The following is a 15,188-nucleotide window of genomic DNA, read 5'->3' as shown; positions in this document are numbered from 1 at the left end:
TTCAGTAGCCGCCCGTTCCCTTCTCTCTGGCCACCGGCCGGAAGTCGCGCACGAAACGCTCCAGCAGGCGCACGCTGTAGCCCGCAGAACCGGCCGGCTTGACGTCGCTGGCGCCGCCGAAGGCCATGTTGGCGATGTCCAGATGCGCCCAGGGCGTCTCGGGCCGGGCGAAATAGCCGATGAAGTGGGCGCCCGTGCCCGCGCCCGCCCCGCCGTCGCCCGAGTTCTTGATGTCGGCGATGGTCGAGGAGGTGGCCCGCACATAGGAGGGGTGCAGCGGCAGGCGCCATAGCGTCTCGCCCGTGGCGTCGCCCGCCGTCTTCAACTGGTCGGCCAGGGCGTCGTGACGGCTGAACAGGCCGGCATAGTCATTGCCCAGGGCGCCGCCGACCGAGCCGGTCAGGGTGGCGACATCGACGATGGCGGCGGGGTTCAGCGTGGTGTCGGCCCAGACCACGGCGTCGGCTAGCACCAGGCGGCCCTCAGCGTCGGTCGAGATGATCTCGATGGTCTTGCCGTTCATGGCGGTCAGCACGTCGGCGGGGCGGATGGCGTTCCCGTCGGGCATGTTTTCGGCCAGGGCGGCGACGGCGACCACGTCCACCGGCGCCCCGCCCTTGGCTAGGGCCAGGACCGCGCCGACGACGCTGGCGGCGCCGGACATGTCCATCTTCATATTGCCCATATTGGCTCCGGGCTTGATGGAGATGCCGCCGGAATCGAAGGTAATGCCCTTGCCCAGCAGGGCGATCGGGCCGTCGTTGGCCGCGCCCTGGCCGCGATAGCGCACGGCCAGAAGGCGCGGCGGGCGGCTGGAGCCCTGGCCGACGCCCAGCAGGGCGCCCATGCCCAGGCGCTGCATGGTGGGCACGTCCAGTTCGGTGATCTCGACCCCCGGCACGCCGGCGAAGGCGGCGCGGGCGCGCTCGACGAAGCTTTCCGGATAGATGACGTTGGCCGGTTCGTTGGACACGTCGCGGGTCCAGGCCATGGCCTCGATCAGTGCGGCGCCGCGACGGTGATGCGCCTGGGCGCCCGATGCGTCATCGGCGACGACGGTCAGGGCGCCGGGCGCCGGGCGGTCGCGGCCGGTGGTGACATAGATATCCGAGCGATAGTGGCCGATGCCCAGGCCGATCGCCAGTTCCGAGGCCAGATCAGCCGACAGGCCCGAGGTCAGGGCGGTCAGGGCGCCGGGCTGGCTGTTCAGGGCGCGGCCGGCGACGATCCCGGCGGTCTGAATGTCTGCGGCCTTGGGCGCTGCGCCCAGACCGACGACCAGGATGCGGTCCCAGCCGCCAACGCCGTGCAGATTCAACGTCTGGCGCGCCTTGTAGTCGAAGCGCGCGGCGGTCAGGGCCGAGGCGATCGCCTGGCGCGTCCCGGCGTCCAGGGCGGCGCCGCGCGCGGCCAGCTCGGCCTCCGACGACAGCGGCAGAACCAGGGCGCCCGACGGGGCCGCTGATGCGGCGAAGGTGACGGCGCGCGTCTGGGCCGAGGCGGCGCGCGCGGGCCAGTCCGAACGCTCGATGGCGGGCGCGGCGCGGCGCGATTGAGCTTCGGCCGGAACAGCGACGGTCAGGCCGGCGGCGGCGATCAGCGCGGCTGCGGCGAAGGACGGAATACGGGTGGTGCGGCGCATCGATGAGGGCCCCCTCTGTGACGATGAAGGCGCCTTTATGGGCGGGGGCGCCGCGCGGGGGCAACCGCTCCGCTGGCGGAAGGACGCCGGGCGCGACGCCTTGTCGCGCTTGTCGCGCGCTAGAGGCCGCGCCCGGCGCAGCGGCTGCCGTCAGCAGGCCGCCGGACGCGGGGGCGTCGGGCAGGGTCGGGCCCTGAGACGGACATCGCCGGTTTCGCGGCGTGAAAGGCGGTGGGCGTCAAGCAAGGCGCCGATCCAGCCCCACGCGGGTTCCTTATGAGTGCGGTGAATGTCTTCCATTGTTCGTCCTCCTTTCTGAGATCATCAGAATGGCGCATGGTGGCGACTGTCACAAACGAGACGACGGCGTTCATCCATAAGGTTGACTTATGTCTGATCCTCTTTCCCGCATCCCGGTCGACGCGCTTCGCGTGTTCGAGGCGGCGGCGCGTCTGCTCAGCTTCACCCGCGCGGCCGAGGTTCTGGGCATGAGCCAGGCGGCGGTCAGCTGGCGCATCCGCGACCTGGAGCAGCGGCTGGAGCGGCCCCTGTTCACGCGCGGCACGCGGCAGGTGGCCCTGGCGCCCGAAGGCGAGCGGCTGGCCACGGCGGCGACCGAGGCGATGACCCTGCTGCGCCGCGCCGTGGCCGAAGTGATCGAGACCGACCAAGGCGTGCTGGCCGTTACCACGCTGCAGACCCTGGCGACCCAGTGGCTGGCGACGCGGCTGGGGTCTTTCCAGCTGGCCAACCCGGATCTGGCGGTGCGGGTGGACACCAGTCCGGTCCTGTCCGGCCTGGGGGCGGATGGGCTGGACGTGGCGCTGCGTTTTGGTTCGGGCCGCTGGCCGGGGCTGGAGAGCCGTTTCCTGATGCCCGCCGTCTTCACGCCCGTCTGCACCCCCGCTATGCGCGACCGGCTGGATCTGAAGACGCCTGCGGACTTGAAGCGCGCCCATCTGGTCGGAGAGCCGCAGGAATGGGCGGCCTGGTTCGCCGCCGCCGGGGTGGCGCCCGCCGATGCCGCCGCGCCGCCGCGCCTGACCGCCGACAATCAGGCGATGGAGGTGGCGGCGGCGCTGGGCGATCAGGGCGTGGCCCTGGGTTCGCCCATCCTCTACGGCCGCGAGATCGAACGGGGACTTCTGGTCCGGCCGTTCAAGGAGACGGTCGCCCTGGCCGAGGGCTATTGGCTCTGCTACCCGCCCGACCGCCGCCTGACCCCCAAGATCGCCCGCTTCCGCGACTGGGTGCTGGACACGGCGCGGACCGACCCGGCGGTGGTCGAGGGGGCGCGGCTGGCGGGGCGCGAGGTCGGGGAGGCGGGGCGTTAATTCTTCTCCTCTAGCGGGAGAAGGAAAAGAAAAGGGCGGGATCTTTCGATCCCGCCCCTTCCGCAGTCTCAGCGTGAGGTGACTTGGACTTAGAAGTCCATGCCGCCCATACCGCCCATGCCGCCCATGTCGGGGGCGCCGCCGGCCGAGGCCTTCTTCGGCGCGTCAGCGATGGCGGCTTCCGTGGTGATCATGATGCCGGCGACCGAGGCGGCCGACTTCAGAGCCGAACGGACGACCTTGGCCGGATCGATCACGCCCATTTGGACGAGGTCGCCGTACTCTTCGGTCTGGGCGTTGAAGCCGAACGAGGCGTCGGTCGAGTCCATGACCTTGCCGACCACGATCGAACCTTCGACGCCCGAGTTCTCGGAGATCTGACGGATCGGAGCCTGCAGGGCGCGGCGCACGATGTTGATGCCGGCGTTCTGATCGGCGTTGACGCCCTTCAGATCGATCAGCTTCTTGGAGGCTTGCAGCAGGGCCACGCCGCCGCCCGGGACGATGCCTTCATCGGCAGCGGCGCGGGTCGCGTTCAGGGCGTCGTCGACGCGGTCCTTCTTTTCCTTCACTTCGACTTCGGTCGAGCCGCCGACGCGCAGGACGGCCACGCCGCCGGCCAGCTTGGCCAGACGCTCTTGCAGCTTTTCCTTGTCGTAGTCCGAGGTGGTGTCCTCGATCTGACGCTTGATCTGGCCGACGCGGGCCTCGATGCCGTCCTTCTCGCCCGAACCTTCGACGATGGTGGTGTCGTCCTTGGTGATGGAGACCTTCTTGGCCTTACCCAGCATGTCCAGGGTGACGGTTTCCAGCTTGATGCCGAGGTCTTCAGAGATGACCTGGCCGCCCGTCAGGATGGCGATGTCTTCCAGCATGGCCTTGCGGCGATCGCCGAAGCCCGGAGCCTTGACGGCGGCGACGCGCAGGCCGCCGCGCAGCTTGTTGACCACCAGGGTGGCCAGGGCTTCGCCTTCGATGTCCTCGGCGATGATCAGCAGGGGACGGCCCGACTGAACCACGGCTTCCAGCACCGGCAGCATGGGCTGCAGCGAGGTCAGCTTCTTCTCGTGGAGCAGGATGAGCGGCTCTTCGAGGGCGACCTCCATCTTGTCCGGGTTGGTGATGAAGTAGGGCGACAGGTAGCCGCGGTCGAACTGCATGCCTTCGACGATGTCGACGGTGGTTTCGGCCGTCTTGGCTTCTTCGACGGTGATGACGCCTTCGTTGCCGACCTTGGCCATGGCCAGGGCGATCAGCTCGCCGATTTCAGCGTCGCCGTTGGCCGAGATGGTGCCGACCTGGGCGATTTCCGAGTTGTTGGAGACCGGCTTGGAGATGGTCTTCACTTCGTCCAGGGCCACGGCGACGGCTTGGTCGATGCCGCGCTTCAGGTCCATCGGGTTCATGCCGGCGGCGACGGCCTTCAGGCCCTCTTGCACGATGGCCTGAGCCAGGACGGTGGCGGTGGTGGTGCCGTCGCCCGCGTTGTCGTTCGCCTTGGAGGCGACTTCGCGGATCATCTGGGCGCCCATGTTCTCGAAGGCGTCTTCCAGCTCGATCTCTTTGGCGACCGAGACGCCGTCCTTGGTCGAGCGCGGGGCGCCGAACGACTTCTGGATCACGACGTTGCGGCCCTTCGGGCCCAGCGTCACCTTGACGGCGTCAGCCAGGACGTTGACGCCCTTCAGCATCTTGTCGCGAGCGTCGGTGTTGAACTTTACGATTTTAGCGGCCATGCGGGCTGCTCCTATCTATAAGATTTTAAATTAGAAACCGGAAACCGAGGCGCGTCTTACGACAGCACGCCCAGGACGTCGGATTCCTTCATGATGATCAGGTCTTCGCCGTCGATCTTCACTTCGCTGCCCGACCACTTGCCGAACAGGACGCGGTCGCCGGCCTTCAGCTCCAGGGCGACGAACTTGCCGTCTTCGTCACGGACGCCGGGGCCCACGGCGACGACTTCGCCTTCCTGGGGCTTTTCCTTGGCCGTGTCGGGGATGATGATCCCGCCCTTGGTCTTGGATTCTTCTTCAACGCGCTTGACCAGCACGCGGTCGCCGAGCGGACGAAACGCCATCTGAGTAACTCCCGTTAGGATGTTGGTTCCAGCCCTCGGAGCCCGCGACTTTGGCAGTCGCCCTCCCCGAGTGCTAACGACCGGGGAGTTAGGCAGGGGGGCGGGAGGCGTCAAGGGCGACGGCGCCCGAAATCCGGTCTCAAGATGAAGCGAAAATGAACGCACGCCGCCGGGGTCGTTCAGACAGGCGGCGCTAAAAGGGGGACAACGGATCAACCGGCTTTCGAAAGGAGCCCGCCATGAAGACCCTGTCCAAGATCGGCGTCGGCGCTATCGCCCTGACGATGCTGGCTTCGACCCCGGCTGCGGCCCAGCACTATCGCGACCGCGATCGCGACAACACCGGCCGTGACGCCGTCCTGGGCGCCGTGGTCGGCGGCGTCGCCGGCGCCCTGATCGGTCAAGGCGACGGACGCTATGTCGCGGGCGGCGCCCTGGCGGGCGCGGCCCTGGGCGCGGCCTCGTCCTCGAACAACGACGACTGCGGCTATTACCGCGGCGGCCGCTGCTATCGAAACCAGGGCCACTGGGAGCGCGAGCACGGCATCAACAGCCGCGACGGCTATTACAACGGCCGCTATGAGCGGAACGACGGTCGCTACTATCGCGACGGCCGCTATTGGCGGAACCACGGTGAATGGCGCAGCTATCAGAACCGCCGCGACCGCGATCGGGATCGCGACTATCGCTACGACCGTCGCTGGTAGGCGGCGCGTGAGATGAGGAAGGGCTCGGCCGCACGGCCGGGCCTTTTTCATGGGCGGCCTTATTCGAAGCCGCTGCCTCGCTCGCCGGTCGGCAGCAGCCGCCCCATGACGGCGACGAAGAAGGCCACGGTCCAGCCCAGCAGGATGGCGCCGTTGATGCCCTCGATCGCGCCCAGCAGCTTCCAGTCCGGATCGATGGAGGCGTCGCCGTAGCCGATGGAACTGTAGCTGATCGACGAGAAATAGACCGCTTCGCGCAGGTCGGGCACGGCGCCCAGCAGATAGAAGAGCGCGGCGTAGAGCCAGATCTCGACCCCGTGCAGGATGAACAGTCCCAAAACCACGGTGACGGTATAGGCGGCGCCGCGCGGCGACAAAGGGTTGAGACGCACAGCCTGGCCGCGCCCCGCCCTGGCGTCTCCGGCGGCCAGCACCCGGCCCAGGGTCAACAGGCCGACGGCGTGCAGACCCACGGTCGTCAGCACCATGACGGTCGCGGTCAGCAGTTCGACGGTCATGTCCATGGCGCCGCTGTTTTCGATTCCGCCGATCATGACGGGCGAGCGGCGCGCTTGGCCGGGCCGATCAGGCCCAGGTGGGTGAGGCCGAAGGCCTCCGGCGACTTCAGGCCGTAGCCGAGGGCGCGGTCGAAGCCGATGTGCGCCAGCCAGATCAGGCTGAGCGCGGTCGCCCAGGGCGCGGCGGCCAGCAGGCCCGCGCCCGCCAGCAGCAGCGGCCCGATCAGGCTGTGCGCCAGGTTATAGGCCCAGGCTCCCACGCGCGGACCCGCCAGGTAGCCGGCGAAGGACAGGTCGGGGGCCAGGAAGAGAACGGCGAACAGCGCCCAGCCCTGGCCGAAGCGGCCATAGGCCAAGGCGGCGAGGACGAGCAGGGCCAGCCCCTCCAACCGCTGCCAGGCCGGGGCGACGACGGTCACGCCGTCAGCCGCCGCAGCAGGTCCGCCGTGGAGGGGTCGAGATCCGCCGAAGGCGTGCCCGTGGCGGCGCCCTTCAGCAGGGCCTTGGCCAGAACCTTGCCCAGTTCCACGCCCCATTGGTCAAAGCTGTTGATGTCCCACAGCACGCCTTCAACGAAGGTCTTGTGTTCATAGAGGGCGATCAGGGCGCCGAGGGTCTGGGGCGTCAGCCGTTCCATCAAGATGGCGGTCGAGGGCCGATTGCCGGGGAAGGTCTTGTGCGGCGCCAGACGGTCGGCCTCGTCTTCCGATGCGCCCGACGCGATCAGTTCAGTGCGGGCCTGAGTCTCGGTCTTGCCTTGCATCAAGGCCTGGGCCTGCGCCAAGGCATTGGCCCAGAGAGGGCTTTCCAGGGTTCTCTGGTTGGTGGAGGCGACGATGATGAATTCAGACGGGACGACTTGCGGCCCCTGATGGATCTGCTGGAAGAAAGCGTGCTGGCCGTTGGTGCCGGCTTCGCCGAAGACGATGGGGCAGGTCTGGCGACCGACGGGCGAGCCGTCGCAGCGGACACGCTTGCCGTTTGACTCCATCTCCAGTTGCTGCAGGAAGGCGGGCAGACGGCGCAGGGCGTGAGCGTAGGGAGCGACCGTCCGCGCCGGGCGGTGCAGGCCGTCGACGTTGTAGATCTCGGCCAGGGCCAGCATCACCGGCGCGTTCCTCTCCAGCGGGGCCTCGAGGAAGTGACGGTCCAGGGCGGCGGCGCCGTCAAGGAAGCCCTGGAATGCTTCCCAGCCCAGGCCGATGACGCAGGACAGACTGACCGCCGACCACAGGGAATAGCGTCCGCCGACCCAGTCTCTGAATGCGAAGCTGCGGCTGCAGCCGAACGCCGCCGCCTTTTCCGGCGCGGCGGTGACGCCGATGAAGTGTTTCCCCATTCCCTCGGCGGGCAGGGCGGCGGTCAGCCAGGTTTTGGCGAGCGCGGCGTTGGCGAGAGTCTCTTGGGTTGTGAATGTTTTGGAGACGACGATGACCAAGGTGGTTTCGGGATCCAAGTCGGCCAAGGCTTCAGCCATCTCGCGCGGGTCGATGTTGGCGACGAAGCGCAGGTCGATGGCCGGGTCCAGGGGCCGCAGGGCGTCCCAGATCAGGCGCGGTCCCAGATCGGAACCGCCGATGCCGATATGGAGCACCGTCTTGAAGGGGCGCCCGCTCGCGCCTGTTTCATTCCCGGACCGTAACGCTTCGGCATAGGCCTTCATTTCGGCGCGCACGGCCTCGACCTCGGCCGAGACCGGCTCGCCCAGGGCGTGGAAGGCGGCGCCGTCCGGCGCGCGCAGGGCCGGGTGCAGCACGGCGCGGCCTTCGGTCAGATTGACCGCCTCGCCATTGAACAGGGCCGCGCGACGACCCTCGACGTCGCAGGCGCGGGCCAGCGCCAGCGCCGCTTTCAGGCCCGCCTGGGTCCAGCTCTGCTTGGACAGGTCGATGTGCAGGCCGGCCACGTCCAGCGTCAGCCGCGTCAGCCGGTCGGGGTCGGCGGTGAATTGCTCCTGGATTCGCGCATCCGCGTCCCGTCGGGCGGCGGCCTCGAGTTCGGCCCAGGCGGCGTGCGGCATCGTCGTCTCCTATGGCGGTCCCGGCCTTTTGGCCCGGCGCTTGCAAGCTCTGGTTTACGGCCCAGGCCGTGAAGAGTTCAATCCAAGACTGGGTCAACAAGGATTTCCTGGTGGAAGTCCGACGTTCCGGTCCCTTGTGAAAGGCACGCCATGTCCTGCGGAATAGCTCTCGCCGTCGCCCTGATGCTGGCCGACCCCGCGGTCGCCGAAGCCGCCGCCCTGCCGCCGGTGGCGCCCGCCGCTCCGGTCTCGGTGGCCCAGGAGCCTCTGTTCGCTGACCTGGTGGCCCGTTCGGGCGCTCTGAAGACGATCGTCGATGCCTGGGCGGCCTCGGGCGAGGCGGACAAGGCCGGCTTCTTCACCGGCGCGGCCTATGGAGCGTTCAAGACCCAGGCGGCGGACCTGGCCCAGCGCGACATGCAGGGTCATCTGATCCTCAAGGAGCGCGGCACCGACAACGATCTGAAGTGCATTCTGCGCGGCATCTCGGAAGACATTCCGGTCAAGGTCGCGGCGCTGGAGAGCGCCTCTGACGCAGCCGCGCGCAAGCTGGCCCTCGACGAGCTGTCCTATCTGCTGAACGACAACGTCGAGGTCATCATCTCGCCGCCTCAACCCGAGGCCTAACCTCGGCTTGGGGTTGGATTGCCGGGGCTAGCGCGCTTCGCGCGAATTGAGGCCAGGCGGGAGGATGGCCGCAAAGGCCGTCCTCAGCCCTCGATGGTCTCGGGGTATTTGATGGCGCAGCCGTAGGGCGCGGCATAGGCGGTTTGCACCGCGCGCCCGGCCTTGGCGTCGGCCAGGGCGGCGCGGACGAAGTTGTTGGCTCCATCCAGGTCTTCCACCTTGTTGGTCGGCCGGTCGTCGATGCCGCCGACGAAGATCAGCCGCCCCTCGGGATCGATGATGCGCATGTCCGGCGTGGTCTTGGCGTCATAGCGTTTGCCGACCTCGCCGGTCGGGTCGAGCAGCAGGTGGGTGAAGGCGGCCTGGTGCTTGGCCTTCCAAGCTTGCGCCTCCTCTCCCTCGACGAAGCCCTGGGTTCCCGGCACCGAGGAGATGATGGTCAGCCATACCACGCCGTCGGCGGTCGCCTCGCGCTGCAGGGCCTGCATGGCGCCGGTGTAATGCTTCTTCACGAAGGGACAGCCTTCGTTGGTCCACTCCAGCACCACCGTCTTGCCGCGGAAATCGGCCAGGGAGCGCTGCTGTCCCTCGGCGTCTACCAGGGTGAAGGCCGGGGCCGTTTCGCCAGGCGCGGGCGCCTCGGTCGTTTCGGGCGCGACGGCGGCGGTTTCGGACCGTTCAGGCGATGCGGCGGGCTGCTGCTGGCAGGCGGCGAGCAGCAGCAGAGAGGCGGAGGCGGCGGTCAGCAGGCGGAACATGGCGGTCTCCTCGGGGTGATAGGTCAGCGGGCGGCGGCGTCTTTCAGGGCGTCGATGACGACGCCTTCGGTCAAGAGTTGAGGCAGGATGCGCGGCTCAGGCCGGCCGGGCGCATAGACGAGATAGAGGGGTACGCCTGAGCGGCCGTGCCGTTGCAGCTCGGCGGTGATGGCGTCGTCGCGCCGCGTCCAGTCGCCGACTAGATAGACGGCGTTCGCCTGTTCCAGCGCCTCAGCCGTACGGGCCGAGGACAGGGCCGTGCTTTCGTTCACCTTGCACGTCACGCACCAGTCGGCGGTGAAGTTGACCAGGACCGGACGCCCCTCGGCCAGGGCGGCCTTCACCGCCTGTTCGGACCAGGGCTGGGACGGCAGATGCGTCGAAGCGCCTGCGCTGCCCGGGGCGGCGGGCGCGGCGCGCCCCGCCAGGACGCCGAAGCCCAGCGCCGCGATCAGGGCCAGCAGGGCGGCGATCCCCGCGATCCGACTCTTGCCGGGTGCGGCGACCTGCGCTCGGCCGTAGAGCCATAGCGCCAGGGCCAGCATCAGCCCGGCTCCGAACAGCAGGGCCAGGGCGTCGGCGGTCTGGCGGCCATAGACCCAGGCCAGCCACAGGGCGGCGCCGTACATGGGGAAGGCCAGCAGATTGCGCAGCGTCTCCATCCACGGGCCGGGTTTCGGCAGACGGGCCAACAGACGCGGATTGAGGCTGATCAGCACATAGGGCAGGGCCAGGCCCAGCCCCAGCATCAGGAAGACCGCCAGGGCCATCGGCCAGGGCATGAACAGGGCGGCGCCGAGTGCAAAGGCCATGAAGGGGGCGGTGCAGGGCGCCGCGACGATCACCGCCAGCACCCCGGTGAAGAAGGCGCCCGCCGCGCCGGGCAGGCGCGACAGGGGACCGTGTCCGGCGCCCTGTAGCCCGGCGCCGACGTGGAAGACGCCCGACAGGTTCAGCGCCACCGCCAGCATCAGCAGGGCCAGGGCCGCCACCACGCCCGGCGACTGCAGCTGGAAGCCCCAGCCCAGAACCTGACCACCCGCGCGAAGGGCCAGCAGCGCCCCCGCCAGGATGAGAAAGGTCGCCAGCACCCCGGCCAGGAAGGCCAGGCCGTCGCGGCGCGCCTCGGCCGGGTCATGGGCGGCGCGGCTGAGTGAAGCGGCCTTCATCGCCAGGATGGGGAAGACGCAGGGCATCAGATTCAGGATCAGACCGCCCAGCAGGGCAAACAACGCCGCCTTGGCGAAGTCGGGCAGGCCGGTGGTCGAGGCGCCAGCCTGTGCGCCCTCGCCGTCGCCGATCGCGCCATCGCCCGTGACGCCGGTCAGGGCCGCGCCCGGTTCAGCCGTGATCTCCCAGGCGCCCAGATCGGTGGACAGGACGCCGCCGATCGGCCCTTTCAGCCCATTGGTCGTCAGGCCGCGTCCGGCGGTGATCGTTACGGTCAGCCCTTGCGGGCCGCGCTCGCCCGACTGGGCGGCGGCGTGGTCGATCACCCCGCCCTCGAACGGATAGAAATAGGCCCATTTCGGCGTGGTCCCGGCCAGCGGGCCGCCGATCGCCGTCAGGGTCAGCTTGCCGTCGACCAGGGCGGCGCGGGCGTCGATTCCGGCGGGACGAGGGGCGCCGGCGACCACGTCCTGGACCGCCTGGCCGAAACGGGCGTCCAGCGGCGCGGCGCCCTCGCGCACCGGCAGGTCCAGCGCCAGGTCGAGGTCTTCCGGCACGCACATCTCGTCGCTGCAGACGTAGAAATGGGCGGTGACGCGCAGGGGCAGGCTGCGACCCGGCGGCGTGTCGGCCGGAATCTCGATCGGCACAGGCAGGAAGACCGTATCCGAATAGCCGTAGTTCATCAGGCTCTGCAGCCGCTGACGCTCGGGCAGGGGCCACAGGATGTCGCCGGGCGTCAGGCCGCTGGGCAAGGCCCAGGTCAGGGTCGTCGGGCCGCCGGAATCGCCCTGGTTGCGCCAATAGGTGTGCCAGCCGGGCTTGATCTTCTGGCGGATGGCGACGACGGCGGTTGAGCCGGGCGTGGCCCAGGCGCCCATGGCGACCAGTTCAGCCTCGATCCGCTCGGTGCGTTGGGGCCCCGGCGCGACGGTCGTCTTGGCGGCGGGCGCGGCCCCGGCGGCCAGGGCGTCGCGCAAGGCGGCCTCGGTCGTGGGCGCAGATGAGGACGCCGCCGCCGGAAGGGCGAAGGCGAGCCAGGTCAGCAGAAGAAGCAGGATGCGCAAGGGCGACGCCGGGGACAGGATCAGGGAAAGGCGCGACCTTAGACCCTCAAGCCGCGCCTATCCACGGCCCGCGACGGCGGGCCGCAGCTCAGCCGCCTGGGGCGTCAGCGCGGGGCGCCGACCTCGATCAGCACCTCGGTGCGGCGCCGCAGGGGATCGTTGACGCCGCCGACCACGGCGCCCTGGGCGCCGGCGGCCTCGATGTCGAAGGCCGGAGCGGGCAGGCCGGCGCCGGCCAGGGCCTCGGCCACGGCGCGGGCGCGTTGTTCGGAAATGGTCTGGTTGGCGGCGGCGCTGCCGCTGCGGGCGTCGGCCAGGCCCGTCACCTTGACGTGCTTGATCTGGCAGCCCTGAAGCTGGGTCGCGGTCATGCCGATGGCCTGGCGGGCGGCGTCGGTCAGGGTGGCGCGGTCGGGCACGAAATAGACCTCGAACCGCTTGTCGGCGCAGGCGGACGGGTCGCTGACCAGATCGCTGCGCTCCTTATAGCCGCTCGTGGCGGCGCACCCGGCTAAGGCCAGGCCGGCGGTCAGCAGAACGACGACGGAAACAAGCTTCATGTCAGGCCCCTCGCGCGCGCCGTGCGGCGTGCGCGCCCTCCAGCAAAAAGGGCGACCCGCGCCATGCGGATCGCCCTTTCAGAGTGTCCCGAAAACGCTTCGGGCGCCAGAGGCTAGAAGCCTGGATCAATAACGGCGTTGGCCGTTCTCCCAGTAGCACTCGGTCTGGCGGTTGTCGTAGCAGTAGTAGTACCGGCCCTGGTTGTCGCGGTAACGCTGCTGGTTGTTGCGGTCCTGGTTCGAGCCGCGGATGGCCCCGGCCGCGCCGCCGGCCAGCGCGCCGATGGCGGCGCCCGTGGCTGCGTTGCCGCCGCCGACGTTGTTGCCGATGATGGCGCCGGCCACGGCGCCCAGGCCCGCGCCGACGGCGCCTTGACGGACGGCCTGGCTCGAGCCGGCGCCGCCGCCGTAATACGGGTCGCTGGCGCAGGCGGTCACCAGAAGACCGGCGCCGGCAATGGCGAGAATCGCCTTGTTCATGGTTCTGTCCTTCATCCCTTAGGGGGCACCCCTGAAGCTTCGATAACGCAGTCCGAAGAGGGCGGTTCCGAGGCAAAACGCCACAAGCTTCACTTTATTTTTCCCTCACTGTCGCAGGTGCGGAACTGGCCGCCCGCGCAGGCGTTCGCCGCCCATGATCGACGCCCCGAATTTCCTGAGCGCCCTGGCCGCCGCCCCTTCGTCGCACGACACGGTCGAGGAGCCTCGCCCTCTGACCGGGGAGGTCCGGCTGGAGCGGGTCATCATCCTGGTCAATCCCTTGTCGGGCGGCGTCGGGCCGCAGGCGGCCGACGAAGCCGCCGCCCTGCTGGCCGTCTATCCGCTGCAGGCCGAGGTGGTGGTGCTGGAGGGCGCACGCATTCCGGATCAGATCGGCGAAGCCCTGGCGGCGCGGCCGGACGCCCTGTTCATCCTGGCGGGCGACGGGACGGCGCGCTCGGTCGCCGCCCGCGCCGGACCGGACGGGCCGCTGATCGCCCCCTTGCCCGGCGGCACCATGAACATGTTGCCCAAGGCCCTGTACGGCACGGCGGACTGGAAGGCGGCGCTTCGGCTGGCGCTGGAAGAAGGCGCGCCCCAGTGCGTGTCCGGCGGCGAGGTCGAGGGCGAGGCCTTCTATTGCGCCGCCATCCTGGGCTCGCCCGCCCTGTGGGCCCCGGCGCGCGAGGCCATCCGCGAGGGCAAGCTGAAGATGGCCTGGACCTATGGCCGCCGGGCGCTGAAGAAGGCCTTCTCGGGTCGGGTGCGCTATGCGCTGGACGGCGGCGCGCGGGAAAAGGCCGAAGCGTTGGTGTTGATCAGCCCGCTGATCTCCAAGGCCATGGTCAAGTGCGACGGGCTGGAGGCGGCGGCCATGAACACCGCCGACGCGGCCCAGGCCTTCCGTCTGGCCGCCCACGCCCTGTTCGACGACTGGCGCCAGGATCCGACCGTCACCACCCGCGGCGCGCGCAAGATCGAGGTGGAGGCCCGTTCGCGCATTCCCGCCGTGATCGACGGCGAGCCGATGCTGCTGGGCCGCGAGACGGCGGTGAAATTCGTACCACGCGCCTTCATGGCTCTGGCGCCCAAGCCTCCGGCGGGCAGGGACAGCGTCTAGTGGGTCTGGTCCTTCAGTTCTCGGACGTTCATTTCGGATGCGAGCATGAACACGCGGTGGCCGCCGCAGCTGACTACGCTCACGGTGCCGGGGCCGATCTGATCCTGATCACCGGCGACATCACCCAGAGGGGCTATCCGCGCGAATTCGCGGCGGCGGGCGAGTGGATTCGCGCCCTGCCCGAGCCGGTCTTCGTCACCGTCGGCAACCATGACGTGCCCTATTGGGATGTGCTGGCCCGGCTGTTCTGGCCCTGGCGGGCGTTTGAGCAGGCGACCGGCCATCCGGCGCATGACCATCAGTTCCGTCGCGAGGATCTGATGGTGCGCGGCGTGACGACGGCGCGCGGCTGGCAGGCGCGGCCCAACTGGTCCAAGGGCGTCATCGATCTGGATCAGACGCGCCGCGCGGCCGAGGCCCTGCGTCAGGCGCCGGCCGGGGCCTTGCGCGTCCTGGCCTGCCATCATCCCCTGGTCGAGATGATCGGCGCGCCGATGACCGGCGAGGTCAAGCGCGGCGAGCGGGCCGCCCGCATCTTCGCCGAGGCGGGTGTCGACCTGATCGTCACCGGCCACGTTCATGTGCCCTTCGCCCTGCCGATCGGGGTGGGGGACCACTGCTCCTATGCGGTCGGTTGCGGGACGCTGTCGCATCGCGAGCGCGGATCGCCGCCCAGCTTCAACCGTATCGAATGGGACGCCGAGACGGTGACGGTTTCGGCCGTGGCCTGGGATGGTCGGGCTTTCGCCGATCACCAGACCTGGCGTCTGCCGCGTCGCCGCGCCTGACGGCTCCTGGTTCCAGTCATGAAAAAGGGCCGCGACGGCATGGTCGCGGCCCTGATTTCGATGTCTGGCCGTTCGGCTAGATGCGCGGCCCGCCGCGGCCCCTCAGCCCGCCCACCAGCAGGGAGACGACGAACAGGATGACGGCGATGATGGCGATGAATTTGGCGATCTCGAACGACATGCCCGAGATGCCGCCAAAGCCGAGCACAGCTGCGACCAAGGCGATGATGAAGAAAATAATAGCCCAACGAAGCATAGGCGGAACCCTCCGAGAAATGTTGACGGGAGCGAGCTTTCGACCTCTCCCGTCGACAGCG

The 15,188-nt window shown here is 69.2% G+C and carries 16 protein-coding genes; 5 read left to right on the top strand and 11 right to left on the bottom strand.

Annotated elements, in window-relative coordinates:
* Window position 1: 1 nt before the first annotated feature.
* Entirely contained in the window at window positions 2-1,642 is a 1,641-nt protein-coding gene (locus ABC419_RS00785; protein WP_412876639.1) for a leucyl aminopeptidase, read from the bottom strand.
* A 389-nt stretch (window positions 1,643-2,031) separates the two neighbouring features.
* Between ABC419_RS00785 and ABC419_RS00780 the strand changes: the two genes are divergently transcribed.
* Complete coding sequence (locus ABC419_RS00780; RefSeq protein WP_412876640.1) at window positions 2,032-2,976, top strand: LysR substrate-binding domain-containing protein; 945 nt, start codon at window positions 2,032-2,034, stop codon at window positions 2,974-2,976.
* Between the two features lie 89 nt (window positions 2,977-3,065).
* On the opposite strand, the gene groL is transcribed toward ABC419_RS00780, so the two are convergent.
* Window positions 3,066-4,712, bottom strand: a complete 1,647-nt coding sequence (groL, locus tag ABC419_RS00775) for a chaperonin GroEL (RefSeq protein WP_200216301.1) — start codon at window positions 4,710-4,712, stop codon at window positions 3,066-3,068.
* Window positions 4,713-4,768: 56 nt separating this feature from the next.
* Window positions 4,769-5,056 carry a co-chaperone GroES gene (groES, locus tag ABC419_RS00770; protein WP_003166488.1) on the bottom strand — a complete coding sequence of 96 codons (288 nt, stop codon included), beginning with the start codon at window positions 5,054-5,056 and terminating at the stop codon, window positions 4,769-4,771.
* A 239-nt stretch (window positions 5,057-5,295) separates the two neighbouring features.
* Between groES and ABC419_RS00765 the strand changes: the two genes are divergently transcribed.
* Window positions 5,296-5,763, top strand: a complete 468-nt coding sequence (locus ABC419_RS00765) for a YMGG-like glycine zipper-containing protein (RefSeq protein ID WP_200168231.1) — start codon at window positions 5,296-5,298, stop codon at window positions 5,761-5,763.
* Window positions 5,764-5,822: 59 nt separating this feature from the next.
* Here the strand turns inward: ABC419_RS00765 and ABC419_RS00760 are convergent, their stop codons facing one another.
* From ABC419_RS00760 to pgi, 3 genes are read right to left on the bottom strand one after another with little or no spacing between them, the layout of a single operon-like run.
* On the bottom strand, window positions 5,823-6,317 hold the full coding sequence (locus tag ABC419_RS00760) for an ion channel (RefSeq protein WP_412876641.1): 495 nt from the start codon (window positions 6,315-6,317) through the stop codon (window positions 5,823-5,825).
* Window positions 6,314-6,700, bottom strand: a complete 387-nt coding sequence (locus tag ABC419_RS00755; protein WP_412876642.1) for a DUF4260 domain-containing protein — start codon at window positions 6,698-6,700, stop codon at window positions 6,314-6,316. The genes ABC419_RS00760 and ABC419_RS00755 overlap by 4 nt, the downstream gene beginning before the upstream one ends.
* Window positions 6,697-8,301: a glucose-6-phosphate isomerase gene (pgi, locus tag ABC419_RS00750; protein ID WP_412876643.1), complete on the bottom strand. Its 1,605-nt coding sequence runs from the start codon at window positions 8,299-8,301 to the stop codon at window positions 6,697-6,699. The genes ABC419_RS00755 and pgi overlap by 4 nt, the downstream gene beginning before the upstream one ends.
* Window positions 8,302-8,451: 150 nt before the next feature.
* Between pgi and ABC419_RS00745 the strand changes: the two genes are divergently transcribed.
* Complete coding sequence (locus ABC419_RS00745) at window positions 8,452-8,928, top strand: hypothetical protein (protein ID WP_125899519.1); 477 nt, start codon at window positions 8,452-8,454, stop codon at window positions 8,926-8,928.
* Between the two features lie 83 nt (window positions 8,929-9,011).
* On the opposite strand, the gene ABC419_RS00740 is transcribed toward ABC419_RS00745, so the two are convergent.
* From ABC419_RS00740 to ABC419_RS00725, 4 genes are all read right to left on the bottom strand, one after another.
* Window positions 9,012-9,686 carry a thioredoxin family protein gene (locus ABC419_RS00740; RefSeq protein ID WP_412876644.1) on the bottom strand — a complete coding sequence of 225 codons (675 nt, stop codon included), beginning with the start codon at window positions 9,684-9,686 and terminating at the stop codon, window positions 9,012-9,014.
* A 23-nt stretch (window positions 9,687-9,709) separates the two neighbouring features.
* Entirely contained in the window at window positions 9,710-11,923 is a 2,214-nt protein-coding gene (locus ABC419_RS00735; protein WP_412876645.1) for a protein-disulfide reductase DsbD family protein, read from the bottom strand.
* Between the two features lie 104 nt (window positions 11,924-12,027).
* Window positions 12,028-12,483, bottom strand: a complete 456-nt coding sequence (locus ABC419_RS00730) for an OmpA family protein (RefSeq protein ID WP_412876646.1) — start codon at window positions 12,481-12,483, stop codon at window positions 12,028-12,030.
* Between the two features lie 126 nt (window positions 12,484-12,609).
* Window positions 12,610-12,963: a YMGG-like glycine zipper-containing protein gene (locus ABC419_RS00725; RefSeq protein ID WP_125899515.1), complete on the bottom strand. Its 354-nt coding sequence runs from the start codon at window positions 12,961-12,963 to the stop codon at window positions 12,610-12,612.
* Between the two features lie 154 nt (window positions 12,964-13,117).
* On the opposite strand from ABC419_RS00725, the gene ABC419_RS00720 reads away from it, so the two are divergent.
* On the top strand, window positions 13,118-14,083 hold the full coding sequence (locus ABC419_RS00720; protein ID WP_125899514.1) for a diacylglycerol/lipid kinase family protein: 966 nt from the start codon (window positions 13,118-13,120) through the stop codon (window positions 14,081-14,083).
* Complete coding sequence (locus tag ABC419_RS00715; RefSeq protein WP_200168236.1) at window positions 14,083-14,871, top strand: metallophosphoesterase family protein; 789 nt, start codon at window positions 14,083-14,085, stop codon at window positions 14,869-14,871. Before ABC419_RS00720 ends, ABC419_RS00715 begins: the two co-directional genes overlap by 1 nt.
* A gap of 76 nt (window positions 14,872-14,947) precedes the next feature.
* On the opposite strand, the gene ABC419_RS00710 is transcribed toward ABC419_RS00715, so the two are convergent.
* Window positions 14,948-15,127, bottom strand: a complete 180-nt coding sequence (locus tag ABC419_RS00710) for a DUF1328 domain-containing protein (protein ID WP_003166483.1) — start codon at window positions 15,125-15,127, stop codon at window positions 14,948-14,950.
* Window positions 15,128-15,188: the final 61 nt, after the last annotated feature.

This window comes from Brevundimonas phoenicis (assembly GCF_047237745.1).
Lineage (GTDB): Bacteria > Pseudomonadota > Alphaproteobacteria > Caulobacterales > Caulobacteraceae > Brevundimonas.
This window is presented reverse-complemented; position numbering and strand designations above follow the sequence as displayed.